The organism is Pantoea sp. RIT-PI-b (assembly GCF_001187905.1).
In the GTDB taxonomy this organism is placed as follows: Bacteria; Pseudomonadota; Gammaproteobacteria; order Enterobacterales; family Enterobacteriaceae; genus Pantoea; species Pantoea nemavictus.
This window is the reverse complement of sequence record NZ_LGIS01000012.1, coordinates 710,962-731,059: the sequence shown is the minus strand read 5'-3', so window position 1 is coordinate 731,059 and position 20,098 is coordinate 710,962. Positions and strand designations below refer to the sequence as shown.

The window sequence follows — 20,098 nt, the reverse complement described above, 5'->3', positions numbered from 1 at the left end:
AATCCCGTCTGCGTGAGTGCATAATTATTACGCCAGCGTACGGCGCGCAAAATCGCGGGGACGGAAGCCAAGCAGGCCGAGCATCACAAAATAAGCCCCGCCGCCGATGGCGCAGACTGCCGCCAGACGAATCAGGCGCCACCACATCTGCCCCTCTTCCCAGGCCGGCATCACCTGCAAAATACCCAGCAGCGCCGCAGCCATCACCACCACCGCAATTAGCAAGCGCGACAGGAAACTGAACCAGCCTGGCTGCGGCTGAAAGATATCCTGTTTACGTAACTGCCAGTAGAGCAGCGCGGCATTCAGGCAAGCTGCCAAACCGATCGACAGTGACAAGCCGGCATGCTTCAACGGACCAATAAACACCAGGTTCATCAACTGCGTGACAATCAGCGTCACGATGGCAATTTTCACCGGCGTTTTGATGTCCTGACGTGAATAAAAGCCCGGTGCCAGCACTTTCACCACGATCAGCCCCATCAAACCTACCGAATAGGCAATCAGCGCGCGCTGCGTCATTAACGCATCAAAGGCGGTAAATTTACCGTACTGGAACAGCGCTACCGTCAGCGGGCCGGACAAAATGCCCAACGCCACCGCGCTCGGCAACGCCAGCAGGAAACAGAGGCGCAGGCCCCAATCCATCAAGCGTGAATACTCATCCTGGTTACCGCTGGCAAAGCTTTTCGCCAGCGATGGCAGCAAAATGGTCCCCAGCGCCACACCGAGCACGCCAGAAGGAAACTCCATCAAACGATCGGCGTAGTACATCCACGAAACCGAACCGGACACCAGAAACGAGGCGAAGATGGTGTTGATGATCAGTGAAATCTGGCTGACCGAGACGCCGAGAATCGCCGGCCCCATTTGACGCATCACGCGCCACACGCCCGCATCGCGCAAATTCAGGCGCGGCAAGACCAGCATGCCAATCTTCTTCAGGTGCGGCAGTTGATAGAACAGCTGCAGCACGCCGCCCATCACCACCGCCCAGGCCAGCGCCATCACCGGCGGATGGAAATGTGGCGCGGCAAACACCGCAAACCCAATCATGCTGATGTTTAGCAGCGTTGGCGCAAACGCCGGCACCGAAAAACGGTTCCAGGTATTAAGAATGGCCCCCGCCAGCGAGGCCAGCGAGATCAGCAGAATATAGGGAAAGGTGACGCGCAGCAGTGCGCTGGTTAAGGCGAATTTATCGGGCGTATCGGCGAAGCCTGGCGCGGTCACCACAATCACCCAGGGCGCCGCAATCATCCCCAATACGGTCACCACCGCCAGTACCAGCGTTAATAAACCGGAGACGTAGGCGACAAATACACGGGTGGCATCTTCGCCCTGCTTACTTTTATATTCCGCGAGAATCGGCACAAAGGCCTGAGAGAACGCGCCCTCAGCGAAAATACGACGCAGCAGGTTGGGCAGTTTGAAGGCAACAAAAAAGGCATCGGTTGCCATGCCAGCACCAAACACACGCGCCACAATGGCATCGCGGGCAAAGCCCAGCACGCGGGAAAACAGGGTCATCGAACTGACCGCAGCCAGCGATTTCAACAAATTCATATTGAGTGGCGCATCCTGAAAAGTGTCGGAGAAATGAGCGACTTAGCGCGGACATCCCTTGATGTCCGGCGATAGTCTACTGACACGGCGGGAAATGACCAGCATTGAGTGTTACAAGGGGTTATTCCTGTTCGGCATCGCGCCACAGTTTTTCCACCAGACGCTGCGCCGCCAGTGCTTGCTCGCCACTGGTTTCAGGCATCGTCTGATTTTCTACACACTGGATGAAATGCTGCGCTGCGCCGCTGAAACCGCGCTGGGTAAGATGACTTTGCCACGCGGGCGGCACATCACGCACGATTCCGCTGCGGTTCTCCTGCTGCCAGTCGCGCATCTCATTAATTTCAATGTAATCGCCGTCACAGATGGCGCTCACCACCTCGCGCTGCGTACCCGCACGACGGTGCATGCTAGTGGTGATTTGTAGCGATCCGGCGGAGAAGTGGTGCTCGGCGAAAAGCATCGCGCCATCATCATTGGTTTCGATGTGTCCCAACACGCGCTTTAGACTACCGCCAGCCAGCCACAGCGCGGTATCAACCACGTGCAGATAATCGTCCAGTAAGGTAAAACGCAGATCGTGCGGGCCGACGCTATCTGCACGGTGCTTCTCAATGCGCAAGGATGCGGCACGCGGCATTTCATTTTTCAGCTGCTGATAACGCGGCGCAAAACGGCGATTGAACGCCACCATCAGCTTACGCTTATGCTTGTCAGCCAGCGCCACCAGCGCCTCGGCCTGCTGCAGGGTTTCGGCTAATGGCTTATCGACGCACACATCCTTGCCCGCCAGCAATAGCGCCTTGACGACTTCGTAATGGCTGGCGGTGCTACTGTGCACGAACACCGCATCGCTGGCCGCCGCCAGGGCATCCAGCTGGCCAAAGTACGGCATGCGATAGCTGTCGCAAATCGGTTGTGCCTTTGCCTGGTTGGGAGAAAATGCCCCCGCCAGCTGCCAGCTGCTGGCCTGAGATAGCACCGGCAGCCACGCTTTTTGCGCGATACCGCCTAAACCCACAATGCCAATACGTAGCGTCATCTCAGTTCTCCTTTGCCAGCAGCTGTTCCAACTGCGACTGCAACTGTGCAACCGTTTCTTCCAGCTGCGCCACGCGCGCCGCAAGCGTGTCATTATCCGCTGCGGTTTCGCCGTTGGACGCCTCTTCCACCACCTCGCCACCGAACAAGTGCATATAGCGGCTCTCACGTTTGCCCGGCTCACGCGCCAGCCGCACCACCATCGGACCATCATCGCGCGTGGATAATCCGTTGAGTGTCTGCTCCACTTCATTCATATCGCTGAATTCATGCAGGCGGCCGCTGCGCGTACGCAGCTCGCCGGGCGTCTGCGCACCGCGCAGGAATAACAGCGTCAACACCGCCACTTCGGCGCTACTCAATTGCAGATTGCCGAAAGCCGAGTTACAGAAACGTTGCTCATATTTACTAACGCGCTGGCCAAAACCGTTATTGGCCGTCACCAGATGCTTTTTCACCAGCTCATCGAGCTGCGCTTGCACCTCCATTTCGCTGAGATTCAGCACCGGTTCACGGTTGGATTTTTGATTACAGGCGGTCACTACGCCATTGAGTGAGAGCGGATATTGATCCGGTGTGGTGACCTGCTTCTCCAGCAGGCAACCAATCACGCGCAACGCCTGCGCGGATAGGGCCATTTTCATTGGGATATCCTTTTTTATTGTCCACGGCGATCCGGGGTCCACTCCCGGTAAGTGAGCGCAGTCAGCACGTGATCCTGCCAGCGCCCATCAATCAATAAGTAATCTTTGGCGTAGCCCTCTTTTTCAAATCCGAGGCGCGCCAGCAAGTCGCCACTGCGCTGATTGTGCGGCATGTAATTGGCCATAATGCGGTGAATGCGCTGCTGCCGTTGCATATAACGAATCGTGGTGCTGAGCGCTTCAAACATCAGCCCCTGACCTTGCCACTTCTCCCCGAGCGAATAGCCGAGGTAGCAAGCGTGGAACGATCCGCGCAGCACGTTGCTGTAGTTAGCAACGCCACGCACTTCATGCTCTTCCGGGTCCATCAGCACAAAATAGTAGGCAGAGCCCTGTTTGTGCATGTCGGCGATCAGTCCGAGGCGCGCTTGCCAGCCCGAAGGATAACAATGGCTTTCGTCGCGAACCGGCTCCCAGGGCTTAAGAAATGCACGATTCTCCGCATAATAATCGGCCAACCGCCAGGCATCGCGTTCATGTACTAAACGGACCACTAAGCGATCGGTAGTGAGGCGCACGCGTGGGCCAGCAGAACGATAGCCAAACATCATGACTCCTGAAATCCATAACTTAAGAAAGATGTACGCCAGCGGCGATACTTCTCACTATAACCGTCACCCTGCTTGCGGTAAAACCCTGCAACGCGTTCCAGGTGATTGATCCTGAATTAGGATTAATATTTCTGCGGATTCGATGAAAAAATATCATCCTGAGAAAGCTGTTTTTCGCCCTGCTGCAGGTGGAAAATAGACCAACTGGTCTCTTATCTCCTCTCACTTGCTCAGGAATTAGCATGTCTCGGGTTGCGCGGGCACGACGCCTCGGTAAAACTTTTCTTTTAGTCGATAACATGCTGGTGGTGTTGGGATTTTTCGTGGTATTTCCCCTCATCTCCATCCATTTTGTTGAACAGCTGGGTTGGGCCGCGCTGATGGTTGGCATCGCGCTCGGCTTGCGTCAATTCGTTCAGCAGGGATTTGGCATTTTCGGCGGTGCTATCGCCGATCGCTTCGGTGCGCGTCCGCTGATTGTGACCGGCATGCTGATGCGTGCGGCGGGTTTTGCCTGCATGGCGCTGGCGCATGAGCCCTGGCTGTTATGGCTCGCCTGTTTGCTCTCTGGTCTGGGCGGCACGCTGTTTGATCCACCACGCAGTGCGCTGGTGATGAAACTGGTGCGCGCGCGTGAACGCGGTCGCTTCTTCTCGCTGTTGATGATGCAGGACAGCGCCGGCGCGGTACTGGGTGCGCTAATAGGTAGTTGGTTGCTGGCGTGGGATTTTCGTCTGGTGTGCTGGGTTGGCGCAGCGGTGTTTGTTAGTGCAGCACTGTTTAACGCGATTTGGCTACCGGCATGGCGCATCTCGACCGAACGCATCGCGATGCGTGCGGGCATGCAGCGCGTCTGGCAGGACAAGCGCTTCCGCCTGTATGTGCTGACGTTGACCGGCTACTACATTCTCGCCGTACAGGTGATGTTGATGCTGCCGGTGATGGTGAATCAGGTGGCTGGGGCACCGGCTGCCGTGAAGTGGATGTACGCCATTGAAGCGCTGCTGTCGCTAAGTCTGCTCTATCCGCTGGCGCGCTGGAGCGAAAAACGCTTCCGCCTGGAAACGCGCCTGATGGCAGGGTTGTTCCTGATGACCTTCAGTCTGCTACCGGTTGGCATGACCGATTCGCTGCCGTCGCTGTTTATGCTGATCGCGATATTTTACCTCGGTTCGATTATTGCCGAACCGGCGCGTGAAACGCTCAGCGCGTCGCTGGCCAGTTCGCGCGCGCGTGGCAGCTATATGGGCTTTAGTCGTCTCGGCCTCGCCATTGGCGGCTTAATCGGCTATTCCGGCGGCGGCTGGATGTTCGATATGGGCCAGCAATGGGCGCTACCCGAACTGCCGTGGATGCTGCTCAGCAGCGTGGGCATGGTCACGCTTTTCGCTCTGTGGTGGCAGTTCCAGCCGCGCCCGGTGGCTCCGGCGATTTTCAGCAGCTAGTTTGCTCCGGCCAAAGATCTCTTCCATACTTCCCGCACGTCCGAAAAAAGGGTGACCTCCGTCACCCTGAGAACCACAGGAGAAACGGGATGAAACTTTACATCTACGATCACTGCCCTTTCTGCGTGAAGGCACGCATGATTTTCGGGTTGAAAAATCTGCCGTTAGAACTGATCGTGATGCTCAATGACGATGAGCAAACACCGAAAAGGTTGATTGGCCAGAAAATGGCGCCGATTCTGCAAAAAGCCGATGGCAGTGCCGTGCCGGAAAGCATGGATATTGTACGTCTGGTGGATAAATCCGATCATGAACCGCTGCTGAATGGCAAAAGTAATCCCGCGATTAGCGACTGGCTGCGCCGCGTGAACGGCTATGTCAATAAGCTGCTGATACCGCGCATCGCCGATGCGTCCTTTGCCGAATTCGCCACGCCGGAAGCACGCCGCTACTTTAGCGAGAAAAAACAGGCCAGCATCGGTGACTTCAGTGAGTTGCGTAAACACGCGCCGGGTCTGATCAAAAACATCAGCGATGATCTTCGCCAGCTCGATAAGTTGATTGTCAAACCTAACGCCGTTAACGGCGAGCTTTCCGAAGATGACATTCATCTGTTCCCGCTGCTGCGCTCCCTGACGCTGGTTAGCGGCATTGAATGGCCGAGCCGTGTGGCCGATTATCGCGACAATATGGCGAAACAAACCCAGGTTAATCTCCTCTCCTCTATCGCCGCTTAATCATCCTGCAATGAGAAGCGCAGTTGCGCTTCTCAGCTCTGGCCTGGTGACACCTTGTCCATATTCAGGCAGGCTATCGCTGTTTTGCCGTTTCGATCAGGATGAGGACACTATGAAAAAGGCGTTTTCCGGGCTGCTGGCCCTGTTTTTAGCCGTGCTACTCAGCGGCTGTAACCAATTAACGCAATACACTATCAGCGAGCAGGAAGTGAATCAGGCGCTGCAAAAGCGCAATAACTTTGAAAAAGACATCGGCGTTTCCGGGCTGGTAAATGCGCATATCGTGCTGAGTGAACTCAATAGCCAAATTGGCCGCGAAGAGCCGGGCAAAATCACGCTTTCCGGTAAAGCCAATATCAATGTCAGCTCGCTCTTTGGTCCGCAGCAGGCAGAAATGCTGCTGAAGATGAAGGCGCAGCCGGTGTATAACGCCCAGGAAGGCGCGATTTATTTGCATGATATGGAAATTGTTGATGCGCAGGTGCAGCCAGAGAAAATGGCTTCCATCATGAAAACGCTGACGCCTTATCTCAATGAGTCGCTGAAACGCTACTTCAATGAGAAGCCGGCCTATGTGCTGAGTGCAGACCGCAGTAAAGGCGAAGCGCTGGCGAAGAAACTCGCTAAAGGGATTGAAGTAAAACCGGGACAGTTAGTGATTCCGTTTACCGAATAATCCGCGCAACCGCACCTTCGGGTGCGGTTTTTGTATGTCACGATAAAATCCCGTGCAAACGGTTGCCCACATCCTTATGATTACTCCCCGGCCTAAACGCGCCTCTCGTTTTCTTCTCAGCCGGAGTCTTTTTGAATGACAGCCCAACCTCAGCAAATCACTATTCGCCGCCCTGACGACTGGCACATCCATCTGCGCGATGGCGCGATGCTTAACGCCGTGCTGCCTTATACCAGCGCCGTGAATGGTCGTGCGATTGTCATGCCAAATCTGGTGCCACCGGTCATTAGCGTGGCGGCTGCCGTAGCCTATCGCGAACGTATTCTGGCCGCGTTGCCTGCTGAGCATGCTTTTACTCCGCTGATGACCTGCTACCTCACCGATTCGCTCGATCCTGATGAGATCGAACGCGGTTTCCGTGACGGGACCTTTACCGCAGCCAAACTCTATCCTGCACACGCCACCACCAACTCCAGCCATGGTGTCACCAACATCGCTTCCATTGCTAAGGTGCTGGATCGCATGCAGCAAATCGGAATGCCAATGCTGGTGCACGGCGAAGTGACCGATGCGCATATCGATATTTTTGACCGTGAAGCCCGCTTTATCGAAACCGTGCTGGAACCGCTGCGCAAACAGTTCCCGGCGTTGAAAGTGGTGATGGAACATATCACCACTCAAGAAGCCGCCGAGTATCTGGCTGCAGGTAACGATCTGCTGGGCGCAACAATTACGCCGCAGCACCTGATGTTTAACCGAAACCACATGCTGGTGGGCGGCGTACGTCCCCATCTCTATTGCTTGCCGATTCTGAAGCGCAATATCCATCAGGAAGCGCTGCGCAAGCTGGTCGCCAGCGGTAATCGTCGTGTATTTCTCGGTACCGATACCGCACCGCATCTGCGCCACCTGAAAGAGGCCAGCTGCGGTTGTGCAGGCGTGTTTAATGCCCCCACCTCGCTGCCGGCTTACGCCACGGTATTTGAAGAGTTGCATGCGTTAGAACATTTCGAAGCTTTCTGCTCTGAGAACGGCGCCAATTTCTATGGTCTGCCGTTGAACGAAGGCACCATAACGCTGGTGCGTGAGTCCTGGAAGGTTGAGGAGAGTATTGCGCTGGCTGACGATACGTTGGTGCCGTTCCTTGCCGGTGAAACCCTGAACTGGCGCATTAAAGATTAATTCAATGCTGCTTGCCTTCGGGATAACTATACTGTACAAATAAACAGTATATTATTCCGGAGGCTTCTATGCGTGTTGAAATTACCGTAGCAAAAACTTCGCCCCTGCCCGCAGGTGCACTGGACGCACTGAGCATCGAACTGGTCCGTCGCATTACGCAGGATTTTCCTGACGACGATCATCACGTCAAAGTCCGTTATGCCGGCGGCAATCAGCTCAGCGTCTTTGGTGGCTGTAAAGCGTCACGTGAGCGCATCAGCGAACTATTACAAGAAACCTGGGAAAGCGCTGACGACTGGTTTAATAACGATTAACTGCCACTGTGCCGTTTTTGCCGGGTTTCGCCACCCGGCTTTTTTGTTTTTATTTCGCTCTCGCCAGAAAAACTTCCTGCATCTAGACTCATGTTAAACGATCCCCTATTCTTGCCTCGTCATGCTTACAGGAGGTGTTTTACATGACTACTGAAAAACCAGAAGAGGCGATGACCTTTGGGGAATTGCTGGCATTTATTGCTGACCAACAGCGCCGCTTAACCGTATTAGAAAATGCTTTTGCCACGCTGACCTTCTGTCTCGACGATCGTGCCAACCAGCTGCTGGTACACAATTTGACGCTTGAAGCGCAAAATCAGAACCATGACGAGCAGTTACAGCAGCATTTTACCCGGTTGGCCGAAGAGATTCAGAAGCGTCACGGCCTGCTGCCGGCAGAGTCACAACCGTAACAGCACCACCCTTTTTGCGTTAAAGTTTCGCGGTAAAAATGCCGATAATCTCTTACGTCCCGGCAGTAATATTGCCAATAAAATGCCTGACGCTTCGGGCATTTTATTATTCGGTAAAAAGGGTTTTATAAACGCGTTTATTTCAACGCCGTTAACTTTCGTCATACCTTTTAACTATTGTACCCGCTGATCCATGTTATAATTGTTTCGCTAGTGCACGATACAGCCGCATTGAACCTCAAGAAGCACTTCGTTTAACGAGTAATACGGAGGTTATAATGGACAGAAATAAAGACGTCATCCAGACTCATCCGTTGGTGGGATGGGACATCAGCACCGTAGACAGTTATGACGCCATGATGATTCGCCTGCACTCGCTCTCCTCGCAGGATCAGAAAGAAGAAGAAGCTGACGTGGGTCCGACCTACTGGCTGACTACCGATGTCGCCAGACAGTTTATCTCCCTACTCGAAGCTGGCATTGCAAAAATAGAGTCGACCGAGCAGTATCTACGCGACAATCAAAAGCATTAATTTCCACTATCGCGTGAAAGGGCACCCAACAGGGTGCCTTTTTCATGGGCGCTCTCTTTTGATATGCTATTGAAAAATTTCGCCGTTTTGCTGGAGTGATGTCGTTATGGTTTATGATCTGATTGTGGTAGGAAGCGGTTCGGTAGGTGCAGCCGCTGGCTTTTACGCGACTCAGGCCGGCTTATCCGTGCTGATGATTGACAGCGCCCATCCACCGCACAATCAGGGCACCCATCATGGTGAAACCCGCCTGATTCGCCATGCTTACGGCGAAGGCGAACGCTATGTCCCGCTAGTGCTGCGCGCCCAAACGTTATGGGATGAACTGGAGCGTCAGAGCGGGGAGCGCATTATGCATCGTAGCGGCATTCTCAATTTAGCGCCGATCACCTCCCCGTTTATTCAAAATGTCATCGACAGCGCAAAAGCGTGGCAGTTGGATGTCACCCTGCTGCAGGCTGACGAAGTGCGGGCACGCTGGCCGCAATTTACCGTGCCGGATGGTTATATCGGCGTGTTCGAACCCAACTCCGGCTTCCTCAAATGCGAGCAGGCGGTGCGCAGCTGGGTGCAGCTGGCTGAGCAGGCGGGCTGCGCGCAACTGTTTAACTGTCCGGTGACGGAAATCGGCCGCGACGGTGATTTACAGCAGGTCACCACCAGCGACGGTATTTTCCGCGCTCGCAAATTATTGATCAGCGCCGGAACCTGGGTCAGTCATTTAGTTGATGGTTTGCCGGTGGCGCCGGTGCGCAAAGTGTTCGCCTGGTATCAGGCCGATGGCCGCTATAGCGAGAATAACAAGTTCCCAGGTTTTACCGTGGAGATGAGTGATGGCAGCCATTTTTACGGCTTCCCGGCGGATAACAATGCTCTGAAAGTGGGACGTCATGATGGTGGGCAGTTAATGCATGCACCTGCAGATCGTAAACCTTTTGGCAGTATCGCAGTCGACGGTAACGAGTCGTTTAACTTCCTGCGCAAGTTTTTGCCGGGCGTCGGTGTCTGTTTGCACGGCGAAGCGTGCAGTTATGACAACACGCCGGATGAAGATTTCATTATTGATACGCTGCCGGGTGAGCCCAATCGCCTGATTATTACCGGCCTGAGCGGGCATGGTTTTAAATTCGCCAGCGTGCTGGGTGAGCTTGCCAGCGAATTTGCGCAAAATAAACCCTTCTCTTTCGATATTAAGCCCTTCTCGCTGAGCCGTTTTTACTAATATTTTCTGGTCGGCGCATAAAGTGCGCCGACTCAATTGACGCAACCTGACAATAAATTACCTTTCATGACGCTTAATTCCCTCATTCAGCGCATTTAGTGAAGTATTCCCCCTCGCTTGCACGATTGCCTTTCACTGTGACTTAACCCTTTCAATTATCCTGAAGGAGTTACCGTTAATTACTCATTTAATCCGAAGATCATTTTCAACTTTATAGAAAAGTAAGGTGAATTGATTTTGTATTACAAAATGTAGATGCTCATTACCACTTATTTCATTTTGCTGGACATTTAATATGTGGCGCAATTCCACACAGCACTTCGGCATCGTCTCAATTTTCATGCACTGGCTCATGGCGCTGGTTATTTACGGCATGTTTGCGTTGGGATTATGGATGGTTGGATTAGGTTATTATGACGGCTGGTATCACGATGCACCTGAGATTCATAAAGGCATCGGCATTCTGCTTTTTGCCGCTCTGCTGTTGCGTGTCGGCTGGCGATTTATCTCGCCACCACCTAAACCGTTGCCAGGCTATTCACCTGCAGTGCGCCGTTCAGCCACTGCGGCACACTGGATGCTATACAGTCTGCTGATCGTATTGCTGATCAGCGGCTACCTCATCTCCACCGCCGATGGCAAAGCCATCTCCGTATTTGGCTGGTTCGACGTGCCAGCCCTGTTCAGCGGCGCCGGCCAACAAGCCGATTTGGCTGGAGACATTCATCTTTGGCTGGCCTGGGGTTTAGTGCTGCTTTCAGCACTGCACGCGCTGGCTGCCTTGAAACACCATTTCATCGACCGTGATGTGACTCTGAAAAGGATGTTGGGCTACCGCATCCCGTTAACCTCTGAAAAGGAAAAGTAACATGTTAAAGAAAACATTACTGGCAGTAGCCACGGCCGGATTATTGAGCGCCAGCCTGACTGCCAGCGCAGCGGATTATAAGTTTGATAAGGAAGGTCAGCATGCGTTTGTTCAGTTCCGTATTCAGCATCTGGGCTACAGCTGGTTGTACGGCACGTTCAAAGATTTCGATGGCGGCTTTACCTTCGATGAAACCAATCCGTCGGCGGACAAAGTGAATGTCACCATTAACACGAATAGTCTCGATACCAACCATGCCGAACGCGATAAGCATCTGCGTAGCGCAGATTTTCTTAACACCGGCAAATTCCCGCAGGCAACTTTTGCTTCAACCGCGGTGAAGAAAGAGGGTAAGGATTACAAAATCACCGGCGATTTGACGCTGAACGGCGTGACCAAACCGATCACCCTGGATGCAAAATTGATGGGTGAAGGCAAAGATCCGTGGGGCGGTTATCGTGCCGGATTTGAAGCCAGCGGAGAGATTGTGCTGAAAGAGTTCAATATCAGCAAAGACCTTGGCCCGGCATCACAAAAAGCAGAACTGATTATTTCGGTTGAAGGCGTGCGCAAGTAATAAAATGCAGCCTGAACGCTTCAGGCTGCACTGAAATTACTTTTTATCCGGTGCCGGAATCGCCATCGTCATGTTCAGTAAACCACGCGATTTATTGAACACCTTATTGCCATTCTCACGGCCCGCACGGCGTGCGCGCTGCTCTTCTGGCGACAGCGTTGACTCTTCCATGCAGATGGGGCTACAGCAGTTGTGATACTTTTCAGCGCAGCTTGGGCACTGAATGAACAACAAATGACAGCCATCATTAATGCAGTTGGTATGGCTATCACAAGGCGTACCACACTGATGACAGCTGGAAAGAATATCGTCGGAGATGCGTTCGCCCATGCGCTCATCAAAGACAAAGTTCTTGCCCTTAAAACGCACCGGTAAACCCTGCTCACGCGCACGACGGGTGTACTCAATAATGCCGCCTTCAATGTGGTAAACATCATTGAAGCCGTTATGTTTCATCCACGCGCTGGCTTTTTCACAACGAATGCCGCCGGTGCAGTACATAACAATCTTTTTGTCTTTCTTATCCTGCAGCATATCCACTGCCATCGGCAGCTGATCGCGGAAGGTATCTGCGGGGACTTCCAGCGCATTATCGAAGCGCCCTACTTCATATTCGTAGTGATTGCGCATATCGACAAATAACGCATCAGGATCGTCGAGCAGCGCATTAACGTCGGCGGCTTTCAGGTAAGCGCCTACATCGCTGGCATCAAAGCTGTTGTCTTCAATTCCATCAGCAACAATGCGCTCACGCACTTTCAAACGCAGAACCCAAAAGGATTTGCCGTCATCGTCCAGCGCGATATTCATGCGCAGATTATTCAGCGCCGCATCGAAGGCGTACAAGGTCGCCTTCATTTTTTCATAACGGCTGGCGGGCACGCTGATCTGCGCGTTGATGCCTTCATGCGCCACATAGACGCGGCCAAACACCTTGAGCTTAGTTAACTCAACGTAGAGGGCATCACGGAACGCTTTGGGATCGGCAATCTGGAAGTATTTATAAAAAGAGACTGTGGTACGTGGTTCGGTTTCCGCCAACATACGTTCCTTCAGCTCTTTATTGGAAACAAGGTTATGTAACACTGGCATGGTGTTCGTCCTGTTAGCAATCAGAGAAATTAAGCGCGCGTATGATACCCGAATTCTGCCGGATGCAAAATTTTTGGTGTGTTAAGCCTAACGCGAGACATAACCGGCGTAATTCTGCGTCACAATTGCATTTTCGTGCGCATAGCTGCTGCCGGATGACAGTCCACCGTCTATGCTTGATTTCAGCCAGAGTGAAAAAATGGCATAATGCTAAAAAATTACAGAAACCGGACTCTCTGGCATAAGACGCAGGATACTGACATTTTCATGACTCAACTTCCCCAACTCACCCGCGAACTGCTTCATCCACGCTATTGGCCGACCTGGATCGGCATTGGTTTTCTTTATTTATTGGTGCTCTTACCTTATCCAGTGCTACACGCGATTGGCTGCGGACTGGGGCGCATCGCGATGCGCTTTATGAAGCGGCGCGTCGAGGTGGCACAACGCAATCTGGAGGTGTGCTTCCCGACTATGCCGACTAATGAACGTGAAGCGATGGTGAAACACAATTTTGAATCGGTGGGTATGGGACTGATTGAAACGGGGATGGCGTGGTTTTGGCCGGACTGGCGTATTCGTAAATGGGTGGCCACCAGCGGACTTGAGCATGTTACCCATGCGCTGGAACAGAAGCGTGGCATCTTATTAATTGGTATGCACTTCCTGACGTTGGAACTGGGTGCCCGCGTGTTTGGCATGCATAATCCAGGCATTGGCGTGTATCGCCCCAACGACAACAAGCTGATCGATTGGCTGCAAACCTGGGGCCGCATGCGCTCCAACAAAAGCATGCTCGACCGTAAAGATCTCAAAGGCATGATTCGCGCGATGAAGAACAACGACATTATCTGGTATGCACCGGATCATGATTACGGCCCGCGCAGTAGTGTGTTCGCCCCTTTCTTTGCGGTGCCGGATGCGGCGACCACCACCGGGACACATATGCTGATCCGTCTCGCCAATCCGAGCGTAGTGCCGTTCCTTGCACGACGCCTGCCGAATGCGCGCGGCTATGAACTTAAAATGATGCCGGACATCCGCGATAAGTTCACACTTGAAACTGAGCTTGATACCGCGGTAGTGATGAATAAAGTGGTTGAAGAAACGGTCCTGTTGGCTCCAGAGCAATATATGTGGTTGCACCGCCGCTTTAAAACCCGTCCTGAAGGACAACCTTCCGTTTATTAAAATCTTTTCGGGGTACTGCTGGTGCCCCACACATCTCCATTCTAATTTGCCTTATCCCGCGATTTTCGCCGGTTATTAATAAGCGAGTCGGACCAGCCTGAACTTAGGCTGATAGTTAACTTAGCGCCAGATAAAGTCAGACAGCATGCGGATATCCTGCGACAATCTTGCTTAAAGTGAGGATTAAGTGAGTTAACCAGCGCGAAAATCTGCGCTTCGAGCTGATTATTGATTTGCGCCTCATTAATATTTACTCACCAAATTGTGCCGCCACGGACCTGATTCCGATCATTTCCAGGGCTATTCCTATTTAATATTGCTAAACCCTTCGACTTCACTTATCAATGCAGTAAAATTAACTTAATAAACAAGGCATTGTCTGAACAAAAAACGCCATATTCCATCCAGGTAAAATAATCAGCCTTCTTATATCATTATGGAATTTGTCGCCAAAATCGAATGCAGTTAATTTCGGTGATGACAGTTAGCATAATAAGTACAAATTTTAAAAAATATAAAAAGATTTCACACAGCAAATATATCTCAGGATACATATTATATGAATAAAGGCATCTACTACTACGTGACGGTCAGTACCGATCAAGAAGGTTATCATCTGCTGCATCGGAAAGAGTGCAAACGTTTACCTGTGAAGGAGGATATGGTTTTTATCGGCACGCTGTATAATTTAAATCAGGCACTTACAACCGCTCGTATTAATTTCAAAAAAGTTAAGCCCTGTATTAAATGTTGCATTCGTTACTCTGCTCCCATTATTCATGAGTCTGTACGCCCGGTATTACACTTTCCCCAGAAATTAGCCTGAAGGGTTGGGCGGTTGAATTTCACTCAACCGCCCAACCGATATTCACTCTCTTCCCTTCACTTGCTGTTTTTTCGTCTATCCTTCTGTGAAATCCCTTTTTTACAGACATGGAGTTGATGATGAGCCTGTTTAGCACCCTGGAAGAAGCCATTGAAGCGGCACGCGAGGAGTTTCTCGCCAGCCAACCCGAGATTGCACAAGAAGATGCCAATGTCAGCCAGTTCGCCCTGCAAAAGTACGTGATGCAGGACGGCGACATTATGTGGCAGGCCGAATTTTTCGCTGAAGAGGATGGCCAGGGCGAATGCCTGCCCATCTCCAGCGGTGAAGCCGCACAGGCGATATTCGACGGTGATTTCGATGAAGTCGAGTTACGTCAGGAGTGGCAAGCTGAAAATACCCTGCACGAATGGGATGAGGGCGAATTTCAGTTAGAGCCACCGCGCGACCTTGAAGAAGGTGAAGCGGCGGCGCAGGAGTGGGAAGACGACAACAGCCCTTCCGACAACTTGCCTTAAGCGTTATTCGTACGGGCCGTGATTGGCATCAACCGGCAATAATAGCGTGTCCATGACCAGCGATAGCGGTAAATCGAGAATGGTCAGCACACGCCACGGTCCGTCACGAACGTCCCACTGCACGCCAGGATAATATTGGTTGCCATGCCCCTGTCCGGGAAAGGTGCGGCTAATAATACTGCCACAGCCGGTAAGCAGCAGAATGGTGGCGCTAAGCGCAGTTATTTTCAGAAAAGCATTCACAACGTGTACTCACAATGAACTGGCGCCAGTTTAACCCTCTCTCAGAGGAGTGACTACTTCTTCAGGTGTAAAGGTTGCGTTATTCCTAGCAGATTAACGGCATAAAAAAAGCGGCATCTCTGCCGCTTTTTACTTTATTACCCTTAGCGCTGTGGCAGCGCCTCAGGGTTGAGCTTCAGCTTTTGATAGCTTTCCACCCACTGATGATATTTGTCCGCACTTTCCCACAAGCGTGAGTGAACACGTGCCAGCACCACCGGATCGCTAATCAGCTGCAAACGCTGCTCGCGGTTAAGTTTCTCTGGCGCATCACTCAATGCCTGATCAACGCGACGATCGCGCGCATGGTCCAGCAAATCACTCTGTTTGTGACGCGATGTGGCCATCGCCGTCGCCAGCGCGTTAAACGCAGGGTTAAACAGCGCGTGCATAAAGCCATTTTTCAGCGCACGTTGACGGTTGATCTGCAGATAGTGATCGGTATCGACCAGCTCTTTTGGCTGCTCGTACTCTTCGGGAATCAGGAACAGCTTAGCGTTCTTGCTCTTCTGCCCTACCGTCGCACGGCTCGACATCACCGACACAAATGGCGACAGGATCAGCGAGAAGACAATCGGCGACAGCCACCACAGGAAGTTCAGATCCAGCAAGCCCATGCCGCCCGCCCACACGATACCCAACAGCATCTGTGAACCGTGACGACGGAAGGCTTCGCTCCACGGCGTCGCATCATCGTCACGCTGCGGTGAATTCCATACCACTTCCCAGCCAAGGAACGCGCTGACCACGAAGACGGTGTGGAACAGCATGCGCACCGGTGCTAACAGCACCGAGAACAGCATCTCCAGAATCAGCGAGCAGAACAAGCGGATGGCGCCACCGTAAGGTTTCGCTCCCTTGAACCAAATCAACACCACGCTCAACAGTTTCGGCAGGAACAGCAGCACCAGCGTGGTTGAGAACAGCGCAATCGCCAGATCAGGACGCCACTGCGGCCACACCGGGAACAGCTGGCGCGGCTGCAGGAAGTAGGTCGGTTCCATCAGCGTGTGCACCACCTGCAAGGCGGTGGAGAGCGCAAGGAACATAAACCACAACGGCGCAGAGAGATACGACATCACGCCCGTCAGGAACACCGCACGGTGTACCGGGTGCATACCTTTTACCAGAAACAGGCGGAAGTTCATCAGGTTACCGTGGCACCAGCGACGGTCACGCTTCAGTTCATCCAGCAGGTTCGGTGGCAGCTCTTCATAAGAACCCGGCAGATCGTAGGCAATCCACACGCCCCAACCCGCACGACGCATCAGCGCCGCTTCAACGAAGTCATGCGACAGGATCGAACCGGCGAAGGAACCTTCTCCCGGCAGCGGAGCCAGCGCACAATGTTCAATGAACGGTTTCACACGAATGATGGCGTTATGGCCCCAATAGTGCGATTCACCCAATTGCCAGAAGTGCAGACCGGCGGTAAACAGCGGACCGTAAACACGCGTGGCAAACTGCTGACAACGCGCATACAGCGTATCCATGCCAGACGCTTTTGGCGAAGACTGGATAATACCGGCGTTCGGGTTAGCATCCATCATGCGCACCAGACCGGTAAGACACTCACCGCTCATCACGCTGTCGGCGTCCAGCACCACCATGTAACTGTAGTTGACGCCCCAGCGACGGCAGAAGTCATCAATATTGCCGCTTTTACGCTTCACACGACGACGACGACGACGATAGAAAATCTTGCCCGCACCACCGACATCGCGCACCAGCTCCATCCAGGCTTTCTGCTCGGCGATAGCGATGTCCGCATCGTAGCTGTCACTCAGAATGTAAACGTCGAAATGCTCGGCATTACCCGTACGTTTGACCGATTCCCAGGTCGCACGCAGGCCCGCGAACACGCGCTCAACGTCTTCATTACAGATCGGCATGATTAACGCAGTACGATGTTCCGGATTCAGCGGTTCATCACCGGTGGTCGAGTACGAAATACTGTACTTATCGCGGCCAATCAGCAGCTGTAGGAAGCCCATCAGCGCGGTCCAGAAACCGGCTGAAACCCAACAGAACAGAATGGCAAACAGGAACAGAATCCCGGTCTGCAAGATATAAGGCAGAATCAATTCAACCGACTGCAACCAGTTCTGGTTAAACATCTCGATCGGATCGATCAGCGTCCAGCCCTGATACGGCAGAATGGTTTTCATGTACCAGGTGGCCACCACGGTTTGCAGAATCGTCAGAATCAGCAACACGTAACGACGCATTGAACCCACGTGACGCCACTTGTCCTCGGTTTTTTGCTCTTCCACCGAGGCATAGCGCGGCGTGGATTTCTTACCACGGACAGAATCCCAGGCGCGCGCAATGGGGTTGGTGCGCCAGATCTCCGGGAACATCAGCGAACGCTTCACCTTCGGCATCGCCTTCAGCGTGGTGCGGTCGAGATAATCCTTGCTCAGCTGCTGACCATCCGCCAATGAGTCTGGCCAGGCCATTTGCACACGGGATGACACCGATTTCAGCGGCGCATCATCCGGGCGCTCGCTGGCGGCAATATCTTGCCCCAGCGACGTATGAATAGCGTGGAACGCCTGCGCATTCTGTAGCGAATCGCTCAGACGGGCGCGCCCTGCCGCATCAAGCGGCAGAGCCTCCACGTAAGATTGAGGTAAAAATATCGATTTATTCATTGGCAGGTAGCTGATAGCTCCAGGTTTCCGTCAATGTCTTGTCGCCGCTTACCAGCGCCGCACGCATTTCGGTCGGCTGCTTGTTATCTTTCACACGCAGACGCAGCACTAAACGCCAGCCTTTGGTTACCGGGTTGTAGCGTACACTCTGCTCAACCACGTCAGCGTTGTCACCCACGCTAACCTGCGGCGCCACTTGCGTATCTTCCGGCAGCTTGCTCATCGCTTTGCCGACAAAATCCACGGTGAAGGCGATAGAACCATCCGGCTGACGCACCAGGTTCGACTGTTTCACATCACCCGCTGAACGCAGCGTATCTTTCACCCAGGCGATGTCATCTGAATGCAGCTGATTTTCATCACGTGTGAAGTGCAGGCGATACTGGAAGTTCATCTCTTTGCCTGGCTCTGGCAGTTTTTCCGGCGTCCAGAACGCGACGATATTATCGTTGGTTTCATCGGCAGTCGGAATCTCTACCAGCTCAACGCGGCCTTTGCCCCAGTCGCCCTGCGGCTCAACCCAGCCACTTGGGCGCAGATCGTAGCGATCGTCGAGATCCTGGAAACGGCTGAAATCACGCGTGCGCTGCAGCAGACCAAACCCTTTCGGGTTCTCAACGGTAAAGGTGCTTACCGCCAGATGTTTCGGGTTATTCAGCGGACGCCAAATCCACTCACCGTTACCGGCGTGAATCGAAAGACCGTTTGAATCGTGCAGCTCTGAACGGAAGTTAGTTACCGGCGAAGGCTGGTTAGCCCCAAACAGGAACATGCTGGTTAACGGCGCAACGCCCAATTTGCCGACGTTATCACGCAGATAAACTTTGGACTGCACGTCAACCGTTGATTCTTTGCCCGGACGAATGGTGAAGCGATACGCACCGGACGCGCGTGGCGAATCCAGCAGCGCATAAATCACCAGCTGTTTGTCCTGCGGTTTTGGACGTTCAATCCAGAACTCTTTAAAGCGCGGGAACTCTTCACCTGACGGTAATGCAGTATCAATCGCCAGACCGCGCGCCGAAAGTCCGTAAACCTGGCCTTCGCCAATTACACGGAAATAGCTGGCACCAAGGAAGCTGGTGATCTCGTCGTCTTTGCCCTTTTTATTTAAAGGATACAACACCTTAAACCCAGCAAAGCCGAGGTTTTTGACTGAATCAGCATCGTGCTTAACGTTGCCAAAATTGAAATAGTCAGGGTCATATTTAATTTCACGTACTGAAGACGCCGTGACTTCGTTAATTTTCACCGGCGTATCGAAATACATACCCTGATGGTAGAACTCAAGCTTAAACGGCGTACGCAGTTTGCCCCAATAAGCTTTGTCGTGGTTAAACTGGATCTGCTGATAGTCAGCAAACTTCATTTCACGAAACTGAGAGGGTAAATTGCTCTTTGGCGCTTCGAAACTTTTCCCTGCCAACGCCTTGGCTTGTTTTGCTACATCATCGATGTTAAACGCCCAACTATTGTTGGCATACAAAGCCAGCAGAACTGCCGCGCCTACCCAGCGCATCTTTACCAGTCCCACTTTATTATTCACATTATTCAGCACATCCCCCCCTTTCGTGTGCTTAGATCAAACCCGATTATCTTAAAGGATTATTCGGTTTTCCGACAGCGTATGTAATAGATTGTTCCGCTGATTTGTAAGCTGAAAGTGTGCTTTTCGGATAATTAAACCCTGCAAAATCACATACAGA

General features: G+C 52.7%; 21 protein-coding genes. 13 read left to right on the top strand and 8 right to left on the bottom strand.

Annotated features, from left to right (window positions below; translation table 11 throughout):
- Positions 1-27: 27 nt before the first annotated feature.
- The 4 genes from murJ to rimJ all read right to left on the bottom strand — a co-directional run bounded on the left by murJ (position 28) and on the right by rimJ (position 3,859).
- On the bottom strand, positions 28-1,566 hold the full coding sequence (gene murJ, locus AC790_RS05085; protein WP_007885822.1) for a murein biosynthesis integral membrane protein MurJ: 1,539 nt from the start codon (positions 1,564-1,566) through the stop codon (positions 28-30).
- 121 nt (positions 1,567-1,687) lie between these two features.
- Entirely contained in the window at positions 1,688-2,608 is a 921-nt protein-coding gene (locus tag AC790_RS05080) for a Gfo/Idh/MocA family protein (protein ID WP_049851088.1), read from the bottom strand.
- Position 2,609: 1 nt separating this feature from the next.
- On the bottom strand, positions 2,610-3,251 hold the full coding sequence (locus tag AC790_RS05075; RefSeq protein WP_049851087.1) for a DUF480 domain-containing protein: 642 nt from the start codon (positions 3,249-3,251) through the stop codon (positions 2,610-2,612).
- Between the two features lie 14 nt (positions 3,252-3,265).
- Positions 3,266-3,859 carry a ribosomal protein S5-alanine N-acetyltransferase gene (gene rimJ, locus AC790_RS05070; RefSeq protein WP_007885825.1) on the bottom strand — a complete coding sequence of 198 codons (594 nt, stop codon included), beginning with the start codon at positions 3,857-3,859 and terminating at the stop codon, positions 3,266-3,268.
- A 245-nt stretch (positions 3,860-4,104) separates the two neighbouring features.
- Here rimJ and mdtH point away from each other — a divergent pair, with 245 nt between their 5' ends.
- From mdtH to AC790_RS05020, 10 genes are all read left to right on the top strand, one after another.
- A complete protein-coding gene (gene mdtH / locus AC790_RS05065) occupies positions 4,105-5,307 on the top strand; it encodes a multidrug efflux MFS transporter MdtH (protein ID WP_049851086.1) in 1,203 nt (400 codons plus the stop codon).
- A gap of 89 nt (positions 5,308-5,396) precedes the next feature.
- Entirely contained in the window at positions 5,397-6,044 is a 648-nt protein-coding gene (gene grxB, locus AC790_RS05060) for a glutaredoxin 2 (RefSeq protein WP_049851085.1), read from the top strand.
- 112 nt (positions 6,045-6,156) lie between these two features.
- Positions 6,157-6,720: a lipoprotein gene (locus AC790_RS05055; RefSeq protein ID WP_049851084.1), complete on the top strand. Its 564-nt coding sequence runs from the start codon at positions 6,157-6,159 to the stop codon at positions 6,718-6,720.
- A 135-nt stretch (positions 6,721-6,855) separates the two neighbouring features.
- Complete coding sequence (gene pyrC, locus AC790_RS05050) at positions 6,856-7,902, top strand: dihydroorotase (RefSeq protein ID WP_049851083.1); 1,047 nt, start codon at positions 6,856-6,858, stop codon at positions 7,900-7,902.
- Positions 7,903-7,970: 68 nt separating this feature from the next.
- Positions 7,971-8,216, top strand: coding sequence for a DNA damage-inducible protein I (gene dinI, locus AC790_RS05045; RefSeq protein ID WP_049851082.1), 246 nt, complete (start codon positions 7,971-7,973; stop codon positions 8,214-8,216).
- A gap of 143 nt (positions 8,217-8,359) precedes the next feature.
- Positions 8,360-8,629, top strand: coding sequence for a hypothetical protein (locus AC790_RS05040; RefSeq protein WP_007893663.1), 270 nt, complete (start codon positions 8,360-8,362; stop codon positions 8,627-8,629).
- Between the two features lie 278 nt (positions 8,630-8,907).
- Positions 8,908-9,162 carry a biofilm formation regulator BssS gene (gene bssS / locus AC790_RS05035; protein WP_007893664.1) on the top strand — a complete coding sequence of 85 codons (255 nt, stop codon included), beginning with the start codon at positions 8,908-8,910 and terminating at the stop codon, positions 9,160-9,162.
- A gap of 106 nt (positions 9,163-9,268) precedes the next feature.
- Positions 9,269-10,384 carry an N-methyl-L-tryptophan oxidase gene (gene solA / locus AC790_RS05030; protein WP_049851081.1) on the top strand — a complete coding sequence of 372 codons (1,116 nt, stop codon included), beginning with the start codon at positions 9,269-9,271 and terminating at the stop codon, positions 10,382-10,384.
- Between the two features lie 295 nt (positions 10,385-10,679).
- On the top strand, positions 10,680-11,252 hold the full coding sequence (locus AC790_RS05025) for a cytochrome b (protein ID WP_049851080.1): 573 nt from the start codon (positions 10,680-10,682) through the stop codon (positions 11,250-11,252).
- A 1-nt stretch (position 11,253) separates the two neighbouring features.
- Entirely contained in the window at positions 11,254-11,829 is a 576-nt protein-coding gene (locus AC790_RS05020) for a YceI family protein (protein ID WP_049851079.1), read from the top strand.
- A gap of 36 nt (positions 11,830-11,865) precedes the next feature.
- Here AC790_RS05020 and AC790_RS05015 read toward each other — a convergent pair whose 3' ends face one another.
- Positions 11,866-12,921, bottom strand: a complete 1,056-nt coding sequence (locus AC790_RS05015) for a rhodanese-related sulfurtransferase (RefSeq protein ID WP_049851078.1) — start codon at positions 12,919-12,921, stop codon at positions 11,866-11,868.
- Positions 12,922-13,188: 267 nt separating this feature from the next.
- On the opposite strand from AC790_RS05015, the gene AC790_RS05010 reads away from it, so the two are divergent.
- From AC790_RS05010 to AC790_RS05000, 3 genes are all read left to right on the top strand, one after another.
- Positions 13,189-14,112, top strand: coding sequence for a Kdo(2)-lipid IV(A) acyltransferase (locus AC790_RS05010; protein ID WP_049851077.1), 924 nt, complete (start codon positions 13,189-13,191; stop codon positions 14,110-14,112).
- Positions 14,113-14,671: 559 nt separating this feature from the next.
- Positions 14,672-14,938 carry a hypothetical protein gene (locus AC790_RS05005; protein WP_007893676.1) on the top strand — a complete coding sequence of 89 codons (267 nt, stop codon included), beginning with the start codon at positions 14,672-14,674 and terminating at the stop codon, positions 14,936-14,938.
- A gap of 119 nt (positions 14,939-15,057) precedes the next feature.
- Positions 15,058-15,456 (top strand): MysB family protein, encoded by a 399-nt coding sequence (locus tag AC790_RS05000; RefSeq protein ID WP_007893677.1) that lies wholly within the window; start codon positions 15,058-15,060, stop codon positions 15,454-15,456.
- Positions 15,457-15,459: 3 nt separating this feature from the next.
- On the opposite strand, the gene AC790_RS04995 is transcribed toward AC790_RS05000, so the two are convergent.
- The 3 genes from AC790_RS04995 to AC790_RS04985 form a co-directional block, all read right to left on the bottom strand.
- Positions 15,460-15,699: a YceK/YidQ family lipoprotein gene (locus tag AC790_RS04995; RefSeq protein ID WP_007893679.1), complete on the bottom strand. Its 240-nt coding sequence runs from the start codon at positions 15,697-15,699 to the stop codon at positions 15,460-15,462.
- Between the two features lie 143 nt (positions 15,700-15,842).
- Positions 15,843-18,392, bottom strand: coding sequence for a glucans biosynthesis glucosyltransferase MdoH (gene mdoH, locus AC790_RS04990; RefSeq protein ID WP_049851076.1), 2,550 nt, complete (start codon positions 18,390-18,392; stop codon positions 15,843-15,845).
- Complete coding sequence (locus tag AC790_RS04985) at positions 18,385-19,920, bottom strand: glucan biosynthesis protein G (RefSeq protein WP_180823737.1); 1,536 nt, start codon at positions 19,918-19,920, stop codon at positions 18,385-18,387. Before AC790_RS04985 ends, mdoH begins: the two co-directional genes overlap by 8 nt.
- Positions 19,921-20,098 lie beyond the last annotated feature (178 nt).

Bases quoted from the DNA above. Each gene is read 5' to 3' on its own strand.
- murJ (WP_007885822.1), bottom strand. From the start codon at position 1,566: ATGAATTTGTTGAAATCGCTGGCTGCGGTCAGTTCGATGACCCTGTTT.
- AC790_RS05080 (WP_049851088.1), bottom strand. From the start codon at position 2,608: ATGACGCTACGTATTGGCATTGTGGGTTTAGGCGGTATCGCGCAAAAA.
- AC790_RS05075 (WP_049851087.1), bottom strand. From the start codon at position 3,251: ATGAAAATGGCCCTATCCGCGCAGGCGTTGCGCGTGATTGGTTGCCTG.
- rimJ (WP_007885825.1), bottom strand. From the start codon at position 3,859: ATGTTTGGCTATCGTTCTGCTGGCCCACGCGTGCGCCTCACTACCGAT.
- mdtH (WP_049851086.1), top strand. From the start codon at position 4,105: ATGTCTCGGGTTGCGCGGGCACGACGCCTCGGTAAAACTTTTCTTTTA.
- grxB (WP_049851085.1), top strand. From the start codon at position 5,397: ATGAAACTTTACATCTACGATCACTGCCCTTTCTGCGTGAAGGCACGC.
- AC790_RS05055 (WP_049851084.1), top strand. From the start codon at position 6,157: ATGAAAAAGGCGTTTTCCGGGCTGCTGGCCCTGTTTTTAGCCGTGCTA.
- pyrC (WP_049851083.1), top strand. From the start codon at position 6,856: ATGACAGCCCAACCTCAGCAAATCACTATTCGCCGCCCTGACGACTGG.
- dinI (WP_049851082.1), top strand. From the start codon at position 7,971: ATGCGTGTTGAAATTACCGTAGCAAAAACTTCGCCCCTGCCCGCAGGT.
- AC790_RS05040 (WP_007893663.1), top strand. From the start codon at position 8,360: ATGACTACTGAAAAACCAGAAGAGGCGATGACCTTTGGGGAATTGCTG.
- bssS (WP_007893664.1), top strand. From the start codon at position 8,908: ATGGACAGAAATAAAGACGTCATCCAGACTCATCCGTTGGTGGGATGG.
- solA (WP_049851081.1), top strand. From the start codon at position 9,269: ATGGTTTATGATCTGATTGTGGTAGGAAGCGGTTCGGTAGGTGCAGCC.
- AC790_RS05025 (WP_049851080.1), top strand. From the start codon at position 10,680: ATGTGGCGCAATTCCACACAGCACTTCGGCATCGTCTCAATTTTCATG.
- AC790_RS05020 (WP_049851079.1), top strand. From the start codon at position 11,254: ATGTTAAAGAAAACATTACTGGCAGTAGCCACGGCCGGATTATTGAGC.
- AC790_RS05015 (WP_049851078.1), bottom strand. From the start codon at position 12,921: ATGCCAGTGTTACATAACCTTGTTTCCAATAAAGAGCTGAAGGAACGT.
- AC790_RS05010 (WP_049851077.1), top strand. From the start codon at position 13,189: ATGACTCAACTTCCCCAACTCACCCGCGAACTGCTTCATCCACGCTAT.
- AC790_RS05005 (WP_007893676.1), top strand. From the start codon at position 14,672: ATGAATAAAGGCATCTACTACTACGTGACGGTCAGTACCGATCAAGAA.
- AC790_RS05000 (WP_007893677.1), top strand. From the start codon at position 15,058: ATGAGCCTGTTTAGCACCCTGGAAGAAGCCATTGAAGCGGCACGCGAG.
- mdoH (WP_049851076.1), bottom strand. From the start codon at position 18,392: ATGAATAAATCGATATTTTTACCTCAATCTTACGTGGAGGCTCTGCCG.